Genomic DNA, 13,681 nt, shown 5'->3' with positions numbered 1-13,681 from the left:
ACCGGCCTATAATTCGCGCTGATTCCATCGAGTTGCCGCTTTGACCAGTCCAGCCCAAGTCATCAAGACCTCCATCCCGAATCCGCCGCCGTCCGTGCCGGCCCTGTTGGCCACCGTGCGTGACGCCGTCGAGGAACTGAAAGCCAAGGACGTGGTCGAGATCGATGTGCGCGGCAAGTCCAGCGTCTGCGACTACATGGTGATCGCGTCCGGCACCTCGACCCGCCACGTCAAGTCGATCGCCGACGAAGTGGTCAAGTTCGCCAAGCGCCTGGATGTGATGCCGCTGGGCGTGGAAGGCGAGCGCGAAGCCGAATGGGTGCTGGTGGACCTGGGCGACGTGGTGGTGCACGTGATGCTGCCGCGCGTGCGCGAGTTCTACGCGCTGGAGCGCCTGTGGACGGTGGGCGACCAGCGCCCGGACGACGGTGACGTCGCCGATTCCGAGTAACTGAACGCGATGTCCCGCAAGCCCACGTCATCTTCGCAAGCGGTGCCTTTCGTCAGTGCCCTGCAGCAACTGAGCCTGGTCCCGGGGCAGGCCGGCGGCCAGGAGATGTCGCCAGCGCGCAAGCGCTTCGACCGGCTGCTGCGCGATCTGCAGCGCCATCGTGCCCAGTTGCACGCCTGGCGCGACGCGGTGGACCAGTGGCGCGCACGCTACCTCGCCGAGGTGGTGCCGTTGTTGGATCAACAACGTGCGCTGGAGATCGAACAGATCCATCTTCTGGACAACATCGCTGCCACGGTCAAGCTGAGCAAGACCGACGCTGCGTTCGTGTCGGACGAGATCTGCGATCTGGCCGGCCCGCTGATCGAGGCCGGCCATGTCGAGCTCAAGCCCGTCTACGAGCGTCACAGCGAGATCGGCTACGACGAAGAAATGAACGAGTCCGACGCGATGATGAAACACGTCATCGGTCAACTATATGGACTGGACCCGGAAGAGGTGGATTCGGTCGATTCGCCCGAGGCGCTCTTCGAGCGGGTCAACGCGCGCCTGGATCAGGCGCAGGCAGACGCCGACCACGCGCGCGAACAGGCCAAGCAGCAGGCTGGCCAGCAACGGCGTCGCCGCTCGGGCAAAAAAGCCGCTTCGCGGCAGACCGAGCCGCCTCCGTTGCGCGAGCTGTATCGCAAGCTGGCCAGCAGCCTGCACCCGGATCGGGCCAGCGACGCAGGCGATCACGCCACCCGCACGGCGCTGATGCAGCGGCTCAATGCCGCCTACAAGGCGAACGATCTGCTGGGCCTGCTCGAACTGCAGGCGGAGATCGGTCTGCTGGATGCGCAGGGGGTGGATGCGATCAACCCTGTTCGATTGCAGGAGTACAACCGCGAGCTTGACCGTCAGTGCAAGGAGCTCAAGCACCAGCTGGCCCTGCACGCGATGGATTTTTGCGACGAGTACGGACTGGACCTGCCGGCGCAACCCAAGCCGGAACAGCTGGGCAGGCTGCTGACCCACTACAAGCGGGATGTGTCCGACGAGGTGGGCGAGCTGCAGCACGAGGTGCGCGAGTTGCAGGCGCTGGGCGATGCGCGGTCGATCAAGCGCTGGCTCAAGCTGCAACAGCAACACGACCGCTTCCTGTTTTACTGAGCGTGGCCTGCGCCATGGCTGCCCCGGCGGTCAGGCGAGCGCTCGCGGATGGACGACCCGGCATCGTGCCGTGGTCCAGGGGCGCGTTGCCAGATGCCTGCGCGTCATCATGCCGGCCGTGATTGTCGGCATGACTGAGGACGGCAACGCGCGGCAACCGCGCAGGCCGACGGTGTCGCTGCGCATCGCGCAGGGACGCAGCAGAGGTCTTCAACCGGCACGGCACTGCGCGCGTCACGCGTGCCGCCGCAGCCGCCGCGCTGTCTGCAGGGCGCGCCCTGCAGACAGCGTCAGTGCCTCACAGCGGCCCGCGTTCCCACGGCCCGGTGATGGCCAGGGTGATGCCCGGGGTCTGGATATTGACGAACAGGGTGCGCGCCAACGGGTCCCAGCAGGCGCCGCAGAACTCGGTGTCGCGGTAGTCGCCTTCGGCAATGGTCTTGCCGGCATCGGCGATCTGCTGCGAGGTGAGCTGCACATTGTTCTTGGCCAGATAGAACGACTCGCCCTGGCGGGTCAGGCCCAGCAGGCGTGCGCCCGGTCCGTATTCGTCCGGGCTTTCGCCGCCGTCCTCGCACAACACCACGCCGCCGCGCGCGCTGACGGTGACGTTGTCGGGGTTGTGCGCGGCCAGCTGGTTGCCGCTGACGAACAGCGCGCTCAGGCGCTGGGTGAACAGGTCCAGCACCCACACCGCGCCATTGCCGTAGCCGCGCCGGCCCTGTGCATCCACGCCGGTGCTGGTGTCGACGATGAACAGTTTGCCGTAGCTGTACCAGATGCCTTCGCCGCGGCTCATGCGCAGCGCGCCATCGGCCCAGGCCTGTGCGAATGGGCCGCTCAAGGTGTCGTTGGCGCCGATATCGGCAAAGCCTGCCGGCGCGGCGATGCTGTCCAGATCCGGTTCTTCGATATCCACCCATTCCAGCTGGAACTGCTGGCCGATGCTGGCCACGGTCAGATCGGCGTTGCGGCGCCCGCGCACGCGCGCGGCCTGCAGCCGCCCGCCGTTTTCCAGCGATCCGTTACGCCCACGGCGGTCGTTGGGAATGAAGCGATAGAGCCCGGCCTTGTTGCGGTCGTCCTCGGTGAGATAGACGATGCCGGTGCGCGGGTCGATCGCCACCGCCTCGTGGCTGAAACGGCCCATGCCCACCAGCGGCCGGCCGGTGGTGCGGTGGCTGTCCGGGTCCACTTCGAACACGTAGCCGTGCTTGCGGCCGGTGCTGGACACCGCATTGGTCTTGATCTCTTCGCAACTCAGCCAGGTGCCCCACGGGGTCGGGCCGCCGGCGCAGTTGACCAGGGTGCCGCCCAGGCTGGGTTCCAGGCTGCCCCAGCCACGGCGGCCGTAACTCAGCGTGGTGGTGCCGCCGCCAGCGGACTGGGTGCCGCTGACGATGCCGGTGTCGTACATCGCAGGGGCGCGGAACGCGCTACCCGCGCCGCGTTCGTGGTTGCGGATCAACACGTACTCCAGGCCGCGCAGCGGGTCGCTGCCCGGGCGCCAGCCGGGTCGGCGCAGGCCGACCACGGCCATGCCGTCGTGACGGTCGGGGCAGGGCTGGCCATCGTCCATGCGGTCGCCGCTCCAGCCGAACGAGCGGTAGCTGAAACCGCGTGGCAGCTGCAGCAGCGGCAGTCCGGTGCTCTGGTCGGCCACCGGTGCCAGCGGGCCGTAACGGCTGGGAACCGGCGCAAGCCGCAGCGACGCGGACGTGGCGGCCTGGGCCTGGCGCGATTGCAAGGCGCTCAAGCAGCCAAGGGCGCCAGCGGCCATCACGGCGGCGCTTCCCTTGAGAACCTGGCGGCGGGCGGGATCGAAAATCGGCATCGAACGACTCCTGCGGGCTGGGTGGTCGAGCGACACTAATTGCCGGCTATAACCACACCATGACACGCGACGACAAACCGTCGCGGGATGCCCGGGCTGTGACGCGGATATCATGTAGCGATGAAATGCCGATTGATCGCCACTGGCGAACGCGCTCCGTCGTGGGTGGCGCAGGGGTTTGCCGAATATCAGAAACGTCTCTCGCACTGGATGCCGCTGGAGCTGGTCGAGATCGAACCCGGCCTGCGCGGCAAGGGACGCGACGCGCAGCGTGCCATCGACGACGAGGGCCGCCGCGTGCTGGCGGCGTTGCCGAAGAACGCGCATGTGGTGGCGCTGGACGTACCGGGCCGCCCGCTCAGTTCAGAGCAGCTGGCCCAGCGCATGGAGCACTGGCGCAGCCAAGGGCGCGACCTGGCATTCCTGATCGGCGGCCCGGAGGGTCATGCCGCGGACGTACTGAAAAGCGCCAGCGAAAGCTGGTCGATCGGCCCGTTGACCCTGCCGCACATGCTGGTGCGCCTGATCGTGGCCGAGCAGCTGTACCGCGCGGCGGCCATGTTGGCCAATCACCCTTACCATCGCGCCTGAGGCGGCATGGCGGCCTGCGGTCGACACGTGCGACGTCCATCGCCGCTGGCTTGGAGGATTCGCAGCTAGATCGCGGCTGCCTTGTCGGGGCCGCCGCGATCCGTTGCACGTCTATCGTCGAAGCGGTCAGTTCAGCGAAAAGCTGACCGGCACCAGGCCGTAAGCCTGCACCGCCTGGCCATTCTGCATCGCCGGCTGGAAGCGCCAGCTGCGCAGCACCTGGCTACGCGCGGCCAGATCGAGCGCGCGATGACCGCTGCTGGTCTGCACGCTCACTTCGGCCGGGCGCCCATCGGTCCCGACCAACACGCGCAGCATCACGGTGCCTTGCTGTCCTGCGCGCAGTGCAGCCACGGGATAGCTCGGCGCTGGGGAACTCAGATACTGCAACTGGCCTGCCTCGACCGGTCCGCTGCTGGGTGTCGTTGCCACCGGTGCAGTCTCGCCCACCGGGTCGGCTGCGGCAGGCAGTGCCACCGATGCGGTGTCCACCGCCGGCGCTTCACTGATCACAGGGGTTTTCACCTGCACAGTCACCGGCGTGGACGGGACATGCGTCTTCGGAGTGAACTTCACCTCGACCGGAATCACCTTTGGTGGCTCCGGCGGGGTCTCGATAGTGATCGGCATGACCCAGCGCGGTTCCGGCGCAGGCTGCGGAACCGCCCGATACGACAGCGGAATCAACAACAAACCGCCGGCCAGCAAATGCAAGGCCACCGCGGTACTCATCGCCAGAACGCGCGAGGCATCGATGCCTGTGGGACGCAGGGAAACCTGCGAGTGTGTGCGAACCATCATCCACCTCCAGAACGGAACTGCGGAAAGGGACCAGCGCGGCCCGGACGCACTACACCATCCGGTAGCGTAGGTTTACCGCGACCTTTGCATGAACGCAAGCCTCGCCGGCAGGCGGTGGTGGCGGAGAGGAGCAGCACAACTGTTTGGCGACCTTCTCCAACAACGCTCACTACATCGGTTGATGCATGTGAGCTATTGGTTGAGTGCATCGGCACCCAACGCTACCGAGCCAATATCCCGAACCGGAGTTTATCCAGGGCGCCTCTCAGAAATGCCGACGATGCAGACAGCCTGGATCGACAAGGTAGCGAAAAGCGCATTGCGCATCGTCTGAGCTCTCATGACGTAAGCCGATCTAAGAGGGGCTTCAGTTCGTTGCGATAGGCCTGCCATTTTGGAACCAATGCAGCACGTACGTTTCCGCGTACCTGGACCGCGCTTGCAGTGACGACAGGGCGCTTGCTTGCATCGGTTCGGAGCATGCCTTCGTCGAACGGAAGGTCGCAAAACGTCGCAACTTCCTGCATGACGGCTCTAGTGTCGGACGTCAGGCGTGAATAGCTGACATCCAGAATGCGGCCTGGAAACTGTAGGTGCCAATGGTCCATCAGTTGGCGGTATAGATCATGAAAATCGGCTAATTCATCCATGTCATAGCTGTACGGATTCGCTTCAGAGAACAATTCGCGTAAATTCGAAAAACAGGTTTCCGCTGGGTCGCGCACCATGTGCAGGATCTTTGCATGCGGCAAGGTCTGCGCGATGTAGCCCGCATTGAGGAAGTTGGATGGCAACTTGTCAGTGAAGTGGCGTTGCCCTTCCAGGCGCCACTGGACGCTGCTGGAATAATGCGTGCCTGCAGTGCCGATGTCGCTGCTCTGCGCGCGTAGTGCGATCTCGAGGTCGATCACACCTTTGCAATGATGGTTGGTGACCTGACGCATCGCGGTGGTGAAATCATAGAGTTCCCCCGCAGCGTGTACCAGAGGTGATGCGCAGATTAATTGTTCAAGCAGTGTCGTGCCTGAACGGTGCATGCCGACGATGAAAATCGGCACCGTCTGCGGCGGCGTAACCGTTTGTCGATTTGGGGGCTGCGGGCGATATTTACTCAGCTCCGCAAATAGCGCTGCGCTCTGTCGGGTTGAATACTGCAAGGTTGAGCGCTTTGAACGGCACCCCATCATCAACGCCTTCCAAGCGTTAGGGTGATCGCCTATGTCGTCGAGTTCTTTGTGCAGGGCGAACGCAAGTAATGCAATATCTCTATCGGTTCGATTCGGCTTGTGCAGCTGTTTGCGAATCTGGTCGATGTGATTGCTCGACTGGCTCTGCGTGCGGAGCTGCGACTGCAGCCAATAGCCTTGCGCGATCTCCGGCGCGCGGCGTAGACCGGCACTCAGGTCGTCCTGCGCTTCGCTAAAGCGTCCTAGATACGTCAGGATCTGTCCTCGCGCGAACAAGGTCACTGGGTAATTCGGATCGGCCCGTTTCGCCTCGTCCAGATAGGTGAGTGCGCGTTCTGGCAGATTGACGTAGGTCAGGTGGGCGGCGATGCTGATCAGTAGCGGGATCGGGATGCGCGAAAGTGGTTTGAGTCGATCAATACATGCCAGCATCGCCGGGATCTCGTTGAACGTGCGCAGGCGCGCAATGAGTTCGCGAAGCTGATCGGTGGTCAATCGCGTGCTGTGTCGCGCTTCCAGCGCTTGCTGGCGCGCAAGTCGGTATTCTCCGCGCAGTGAGTAGACATAAGAAAGTTGCAGTCGCGGCTGCGCATCTTCCGGCGCGCGTCGCTGCGCTTCAAGATAGAGTGCGGTCGCTTTGGTGTAATCCTTCGCTGCCGCAGTAGTGTCGGCACGCAGTAGCAGTTCTGTATAGCTGGGTGTCGCGGAGGTGCTCATGTGCGTGATGCGGATGAAGTATTGACAGTGTGCCAGTCGAATAGCGCCGGCGCAGCACAAGTTCGCCCGTCGTCGCAAAAGAAAGCGGCCACCCGATGGGTGGCCGCTTTGAACTGCAATCGAATCAGAAGCTGTATTGCATCATGAATCGTACCGAGCGGGGCGTCTGCCAGCTCGTGGGGTAGCCATAGATGTTGGCGTATGCATTACCTTGGGCATCTGTTCCGCCTTGTTGTGGGTTGCCCGACGCATCCTCGCCGTATTCATAGACCGACAGAGGCTTGTCTTCATTGGTGACGTTGAAGATATCGACCTTCACCACAAGTTTGCCGTCAGCAAACGCCGGCCGATAGGCAACGTTGAGGTCCAGAGTGCGCGTCCACGGTGTGCGACCCGCACTGCCGCGCGGCGACGGCTGGCTGCCCCGGCCATCCCCCTTATCGCAGAAGAAGTAGCTGTTCTGGTAGCCGCTGGCTGCAGGGTCGATGTAGTAACCGAAGCAGTTGACCGGTCGGCCCGATTGCACAAGCAGATTCGCGCCCACACTCCATTCGTCGTTGAACTCGTAATTGCCAAATAGCTTGAGCGTATGACGGCGGTCATTGGGCAAATAGCCCTTGGCGCCTTCTGCCAACTCCGGATAGTCGAAGTCCTGGGTGGTGCCGGTGTCGGATTGACCGATGTCGGATTTGACACCGCCCTCGGTGTTTCCCTTGTTCTTGGACCAGGTGTAGGAGCCCTGTAGGAAGAACTTGTCCGACAACTGGCCTTCGGCGAATAGTTCAATCGCCTTGTAGGTGCGTTGCGCACGTGGCCCCAGCACGTTGGCGGCGACCGGAATGGTTTCGAATGTTCCGTCTCCGTCGACATCCATTACGAAAATGCTGTCTTTGCCAGGGTTGTAAAGGCGGCAATAGGGGAAGCCGGGATTGGCATCGTTGACCTGGTAGCCGTTCTCCTCCGCCCATTGAAAGATCGGCCGATAGTCACAGGTATCGTCGATAGCGGTCTTGAGGTCGCGCCAAATTGCACGCATTCCGCCGGAGAAGCCTTCTGTAAGCTGGGTTTCGAAGCCTAGGATGTACTCATCCTGATACATCGGTTCCAGATTGGTGGAAGCGATGGTGCGTGCATCCTTGCCGACACCGAACTCGTTGTTGAGATAGCGTGTGTCCTCGCCACTGGTGACGTTGGGGATTCGCGTAATGCCTGTTGGTGCGCCGGTGACCGGGTCAACGCCGGTGTAGCGATAGTGCTCTTCGCTGAAGAGCGATGCGCTGGCGCCTCGGATGGCGACGTTTGCTGTCAGCGGAAGTGCATAACGACCCGCGTTACCAAAAATCTTCAGCGAAGAGTCGCCGTTGACGTCCCACGAGAAGCCAATGCGCGGCGCGAATTGATTGTCGATCTTGACGAAACTGTCGCCTTCGCCATTGCGGTTATCGAAGCTATCCCAACGCAGACCCAGGTAGGCGTTGAAGTTATCGGTGATCGACCAGGTATCTTCGATATAGAACGCACGCTGTTTAACTTCGACGGTTGCGCCGCTCTGGAACACGCGTCGGCGGACAATGTCTTCGGTACGGTCTGCTGCGGTGCCGCCGAAAGGTGTATAGCGCCCGTAGCGCCACTGCTCGCCTCCGGAGTAGCTGGTTCCATCGATGGTCTCGAAGTTATCAATGTCCACACCACCGCGTATCAGGTGGTCGCCCAGTTGCCACTCCGCGTCGATACGGTACTGATCGCGGGTATCTTTGGCATCGACGCGTCCCAGCGTGCTCACAAACCAGCACCCGTTGATCTGAGAGTTCTGCCCCGAAACGACGGAGGGGCGCGCATCGACGATCCATGGGCAGCCGGAAACGGGGCCGCCGACATTACCGGTATAACGCTGCTGTAAGCCAGCTGCAGAAGTGCCGTAATTGATTCGCTTGAATTCGCCATGACCAGCCAGGGCCGACAGGGTGAACGTGTCGGTGAGGTAACCCTTGTAGTTCAGCGAGTAGAAGCTGCCGCCTTGTTCGGTTTTGTCGATACCCGCAAAGGCGCCACGCCTGGGGGTGACCGACGGCGAGGCGTCGGTGCCGAAGTCGGTCAGATAGTAATTGGAGTCGGTGTCGCGGCGATCCGAGAAGGCTGTCAATGCCAGCAAGTTGCTGTCGTTGATGTTCCAATCCAGTTTGACCAGCCACATGGGCTTGGTGGTCTTGTCCTGATAATTTCGGTCCCCGGTGATGCCGTCCAGGCTTTCCGGGTACTGATCGTCCTTTTCCTCGCCGTACTGCAGTAGTGCATAGGCGAACAGCTTGTCCTTGATCAGTGCACCACTCGCCCAGACCGAGCCGATCGCTTCCCATCCGAGATCTTTGGAGTTGTCCTCGACCCTGCGGCCGTCCGGGTAAACCAGATCCGGCTTGGCTTCGCGCAACGAGCGTGGCTCCCAGAATACGTTGCCGCCGGCGTGGAATTCGTTGGTGCCGCGTTTGGTAATGATGTTGAGTACGCCGCCGGTCGAACGCCCGAATTCAGCGCCGTAGCCACCGGTCTTGAGCTGGAATTCGCCAATTGCTTCGAACGGGATGTTGGCGAAGTTCAATCCCTTGAACGAGTTGGTCACATTGAAGCCGTTGACGTAATAGGCGTTCTCGGCCACCGACGCGCCGCCGAACGAGGCCAGGTTGCCGAATGCCGAGTCGCCTTTCACGGTGCCGGGTGCAAGTAAGGCCACGCTGGTGATATCACGAGGCACCGGGAGCTTGGCGATCTGTTCGCTCGTCAGGATCGTGGTCGACTCGACAGAGGACACATCGATTGGATTGATCGAGCCCGCGCGCACCTGGATGGTGTCCAATGTTGACGCGTTACTGGCGACGAAATTGACTGATGTGCCGGTACCGACGTTGACGGTAATGCCGTCACGGACGACACGGTCGCCTCCGCTGCCTTCACTGATCACCGTGTAAGTGCCGGTGGGCAGTGCAGAGAATCGATAGTTGCCGTCTTTACTCGCGCTGATGGTGCGGGTGAAGCCGGTGTCCAGATTCTGGATCTGGATCGATGCGCCTGGCTCGGCTTGGCCGAAGATGGAGCCGGCGGTATTCGACTGCGCAAGTGCAGCCGTGGATACGCAGAGCCCGAGCGCCAGGCTCAAGGCGGATTTCTGAATGACACGTCGTGAACGGCTCTTGGTGCGCACTGCCTCTCTCCTGACAGATTTGGGAAATACCGCGAAGTCAACCCTCGAAGGTCAATTCGAGAGTCGTTGCACGAATCTACTTAATCCTGGTTCATCTGTCACGAAAAATTAACGAGGCAGAGGCGGGCGTACCTGCTCGCCGCATGCCGAAGACCTCAAGAAGGCTAAAAAGACGTCAAGTCCTTTGATCTTCTTTGAAATGAAGGCGTTTGCAGCTTGTGTGCAGGTGGTTTTGTCCACCGCACTCAGCGCTGTCTGCCGGGTTTCGTAGGAAGCGAGCCACCCAGGCCCTCGCCGGCCCGCCTCCCCGGCAGGGAGTACGCCTTGACCGGCACTGGCGGCAGACGCTTCCGTCGGCAGGGAACGTGACCGGCTGTGGCAATCGGGGCGGCGGGATTCATTTGTCAGCCCCGCCGTGGACGTCTGCCGCTGGGTGGAGAGCGGATCCGAGCGCATGCTCGCGGGACGGTGGGCGCGGGACTGATGGCGAGCGGTCTCTATCGATCAGAAGTGCATGTCAGTATTGCCATCAGGATGGCAGGCCATGCAGTGGTTGCATGCTTTGGCCGCTGCCTGGCAGATCGGTGTCTGTCGATTCATGCCCGGCCGTGCACAAGGCAGCTTCCTGGAGCGGTGGATGCCTGAGCGGGTGTTGGTACGGCGGAGGGCGGCGTGAGCGAGTGCGCAGGTCACCGAACGCTCTGGCGATGCTACTGCCCCAGCTCGAACGTCACATCCAGGTTGATCGACAGGGTGCTTTCGCCCGGAGACACCGGTGTGTCCATCTCGGCCTTGGCCGAGCGCATCGAGGCGGCCATCATCATCGGGCGCACACCGCCGCCACTGCGTCCTTCGGAGATGCTGACGATGCGGCGCACCTTCAGGCCCAGCGACTTGGCGTAGGTGTCGGCGCGGGTCTGGGCCTTTTTCAGCGCGGCCACGCGTGCCTCGTCGTAGACCGGTTCGGGCTGGTCGATCGAGAAACTGGGGCCGTTGATGTCGTTGGCGCCATTGGCGACCAGGGCGTCGAGCACCTTGCCCAGCCTGGCGATGTCGCGCACCTTCAGGCTCACCGTGTTGCTGGCCTGGTAGCCGTTGATCTTCGGTGCCTCGTTTTCCTTGTAGGTGTACTGCGGGCTGAGATTGATACCGCTGGTCTGCACGTCCTTGTCGGCGATGCCGGCGGCCTTCACCGCGCTCATGACCTTGCTCATCTGCTCGGCGTTCTGGCGCATCGCGGCGTTGCCGTCGGTGGCCTGGGTGACCACGCCGGCCGACAACGTGGCGATGTCCGGTACGCGCTTGGCCTCGGCCTCGGCCGAGATGTTGAGCAGGGTGCCGTCAGTGGAAAGGGCGTAGCTCGGCGCGGATTGGGCGTGGGCGGTCATGGCGGTTCCGGCAGCGAGGGACAGGGCCAGCAGCAATGGCTTGAGGGTGGTACGCATGGGATCTCCTTGTCTGTGCAGCGAGCGTGTTGGGAGGTCGATGAACATGTTGTGAGTCGCGCGCGGCACAGTGGCGACACGCCTGCGTGAAGCAAGCGGGCGAGTACGGGCAACAGGTATGCTGGGCGGATGCTCTATCTCGCCTCCCGTTCGCCTCGTCGACAAGAACTGCTGCAACGTCTGGACGTGCCGTTCCAGACCCTGGAACTGGACGTGCCCGAGCTGCGCGCGCCGGGCGAATCGCCCGAGCACTATGTGCAGCGCGTGGCGCTGGACAAGGCGCGTGCCGGTCTGGCGCAGGTGCAGGCCGGCGACCCCGATGCGATCGTGCTGGGCTCCGATACCGAGGTGGTACTGGGCGAGCGGGTGTTCGGCAAGCCGGCCGATGTGGACGATGCGATCGCCATGCTGCGCGCGTTGTCCGGGCGTACCCACCAGGTACTCACGGCGGTGGTCCTAGTCTGCGCACGGCGCGCCCCGGCGCAGGCGGTGGTGGTGTCGGAGGTGACGTTCGACACGCTCGACGAGGCGCAGATCGCGGCCTACGCGGCCTGTGGCGAGCCGATGGGCAAGGCCGGCGCGTATGCGATCCAGGGGCGCGCGGAGCGTTTCATCAGCCATCTGTCCGGTAGCTATTCCGGCGTGATGGGGTTGCCGTTGTTTCATACCTCGCAGTTGCTCACAGCCTTTGGAGCGCATTGATGTCGGAAGAGATTTTGGTCAACGTCACCCCGCGCGAGACCCGTGTGGCGGTGATCGAGAACGGCATGCTGCAGGAACTGCATATCGAGCGCGGCTGGCGCCGGGGCGTGGTGGGCAATATCTACAAGGGCAAGGTGCAGCGGGTGATGCCGGGCATGCAGGCGGCCTTCGTTGAGGTCGGGCTGGAGCGCGCCGCGTTCCTGCACGCCAACGACGTGGTGCGCCCGGTGCCGGCACCGGCCAGTGTGGTCGACACCGAAGAAACCCCGCTCCCGCCGCCGCCAGCCGCCTCGGTTCCCATCGTCGAGCTGTTGCGCGACGGCCAGGACATCGTGGTGCAGGTGGTCAAGGACCCGATCGGCACCAAGGGCGCGCGCCTGACCACCCAGATCAGCATTCCCTCGCGCTATCTGGTGCTGCTGCCGCAGTCCAAGATCGTCGGGGTGTCGGCGCGGATCGAGGACGAGGCCGAGCGGCTGCGCCTGAAGACCATCGTCAGCGAGGTCTCTGCCCAGCACGGCGGCTTCGGCTACATCATCCGCACCAACGCCGAGGGCCAGCCGGCCGAGGCGCTGGCCGAAGACATCGCCTACCTGTCGCGGGTCTGGAACGTGGTCGAGCGGCGCGGCCGCGAAGCGCCGCCGTGCAGCATCATCTATGAAGACCTGAGCCTGCCGCTGCGGGCGGTGCGCGACCTGATCCGCAAGGACGTGGAAAAGGTCAAGGTCGATTCCAACGAGACCTTCGTGCAGCTGCAGGCCTTCGTGGCCAAGTACATGCCGGTGCTGGCCGAGCGGCTGGAGCTGTATACCGGCGACCGGCCGATCTTCGACCTGTACGGCGTGGAAGACGAGATCGGCCGCGCATTGAACAAGCAGGTGCCGCTCAAGTCCGGTGGCTACCTGGTGATCGACCAGACTGAAGCGATGACCACCATCGACGTCAACACCGGCTCGTTCGTGGGGCAGCGCAATCTGGAAGAAACCGTGTTCCGCACCAACCTGGAAGCGGCGCAGGCGGTGGCGCGGCAACTGCGGCTGCGCAACCTGGGCGGCATCATCATCATCGACTTCATCGACATGGACGATGCGGAGCACCGCCGGCAGGTGCTGCGCACGCTGGAAAAGGCGCTGGCACGCGACCACGCCAAGACTACCGTGTACGAGTTCTCGCCACTGGGCCTGGTGGAGATGACCCGCAAGCGCACCGTCGAAAGCCTGGAGCGGCAGCTGTCGGAAACCTGCGGGCACTGCGGCGGGCGCGGCACCATCAAGACTGCCGAAACGGTGACCTACGAGATCTTCCGCGAGATCACCCGCGCGGTACGCCAGTTCGATGCCGCCCGGCTGCTGGTGATCGCCTCGTCCAAGGTGGTGGCGCGCATCACCGACGAGGAGTCGGCGGCGGTGGCCGAGCTCGAAGAGTTCCTCGGCAAGAGCATCCGCTTCCAGTCCGACGACCAGTATCTGCAGGAGCAGTTCGATGTGGTGCTGCTGTGAGGCCGGGAATCGGGAATCGGGAGTGGGGAATCGGGGTGGAGCAACAGCCGCTCCACGTCGCTTCTGTCATCCCTTCAACGTCGTTGCGCCATCAGACGGCTAAGCG

Annotated in this window: 10 protein-coding genes; 5 read left to right on the top strand and 5 right to left on the bottom strand. The window is 63.1% G+C overall.

From position 1 onward, the window contains the following. Positions 1-40 precede the first annotated feature (40 nt). On the top strand, positions 41-451 hold the full coding sequence (gene rsfS / locus HG421_RS11380) for a ribosome silencing factor (protein ID WP_169706467.1): 411 nt from the start codon (positions 41-43) through the stop codon (positions 449-451). 9 nt (positions 452-460) lie between these two features. After that, positions 461-1,603 carry a J domain-containing protein gene (locus HG421_RS11375; protein ID WP_169706466.1) on the top strand — a complete coding sequence of 381 codons (1,143 nt, stop codon included), beginning with the start codon at positions 461-463 and terminating at the stop codon, positions 1,601-1,603. Between the two features lie 298 nt (positions 1,604-1,901). Here the strand turns inward: HG421_RS11375 and HG421_RS11370 are convergent, their stop codons facing one another. After that, complete coding sequence (locus HG421_RS11370) at positions 1,902-3,437, bottom strand: PhoX family protein (protein ID WP_169706465.1); 1,536 nt, start codon at positions 3,435-3,437, stop codon at positions 1,902-1,904. 120 nt (positions 3,438-3,557) lie between these two features. On the opposite strand from HG421_RS11370, the gene rlmH reads away from it, so the two are divergent. Further along, positions 3,558-4,028 (top strand): 23S rRNA (pseudouridine(1915)-N(3))-methyltransferase RlmH, encoded by a 471-nt coding sequence (gene rlmH, locus HG421_RS11365; protein WP_169706464.1) that lies wholly within the window; start codon positions 3,558-3,560, stop codon positions 4,026-4,028. Positions 4,029-4,154: 126 nt separating this feature from the next. On the opposite strand, the gene HG421_RS11360 is transcribed toward rlmH, so the two are convergent. The 4 genes from HG421_RS11360 to HG421_RS11345 form a co-directional block, all read right to left on the bottom strand. Continuing rightward, on the bottom strand, positions 4,155-4,829 hold the full coding sequence (locus HG421_RS11360) for an energy transducer TonB (protein ID WP_169706463.1): 675 nt from the start codon (positions 4,827-4,829) through the stop codon (positions 4,155-4,157). Positions 4,830-5,167: 338 nt separating this feature from the next. Continuing rightward, positions 5,168-6,733 (bottom strand): tetratricopeptide repeat-containing sulfotransferase family protein, encoded by a 1,566-nt coding sequence (locus HG421_RS11355; protein ID WP_169706462.1) that lies wholly within the window; start codon positions 6,731-6,733, stop codon positions 5,168-5,170. A gap of 124 nt (positions 6,734-6,857) precedes the next feature. After that, positions 6,858-9,929: a TonB-dependent receptor gene (locus HG421_RS11350; protein ID WP_169706461.1), complete on the bottom strand. Its 3,072-nt coding sequence runs from the start codon at positions 9,927-9,929 to the stop codon at positions 6,858-6,860. Between the two features lie 710 nt (positions 9,930-10,639). Further along, entirely contained in the window at positions 10,640-11,374 is a 735-nt protein-coding gene (locus HG421_RS11345; RefSeq protein ID WP_169706460.1) for an SIMPL domain-containing protein, read from the bottom strand. A 129-nt stretch (positions 11,375-11,503) separates the two neighbouring features. Between HG421_RS11345 and HG421_RS11340 the strand changes: the two genes are divergently transcribed. Then, complete coding sequence (locus HG421_RS11340; protein ID WP_169706459.1) at positions 11,504-12,076, top strand: Maf-like protein; 573 nt, start codon at positions 11,504-11,506, stop codon at positions 12,074-12,076. Then, positions 12,076-13,575 (top strand): ribonuclease G, encoded by a 1,500-nt coding sequence (rng, locus tag HG421_RS11335; protein ID WP_169706458.1) that lies wholly within the window; start codon positions 12,076-12,078, stop codon positions 13,573-13,575. Before HG421_RS11340 ends, rng begins: the two co-directional genes overlap by 1 nt. Positions 13,576-13,681 lie beyond the last annotated feature (106 nt).

It is taken from the genome of Xanthomonas campestris pv. badrii, assembly GCF_012848175.1.
In the GTDB taxonomy this organism is placed as follows: Bacteria; Pseudomonadota; Gammaproteobacteria; order Xanthomonadales; family Xanthomonadaceae; genus Xanthomonas; species Xanthomonas campestris_C.
The sequence above is the reverse complement of the archived record's forward strand: the minus strand, read 5'-3'. Positions and strand labels throughout refer to the sequence as shown.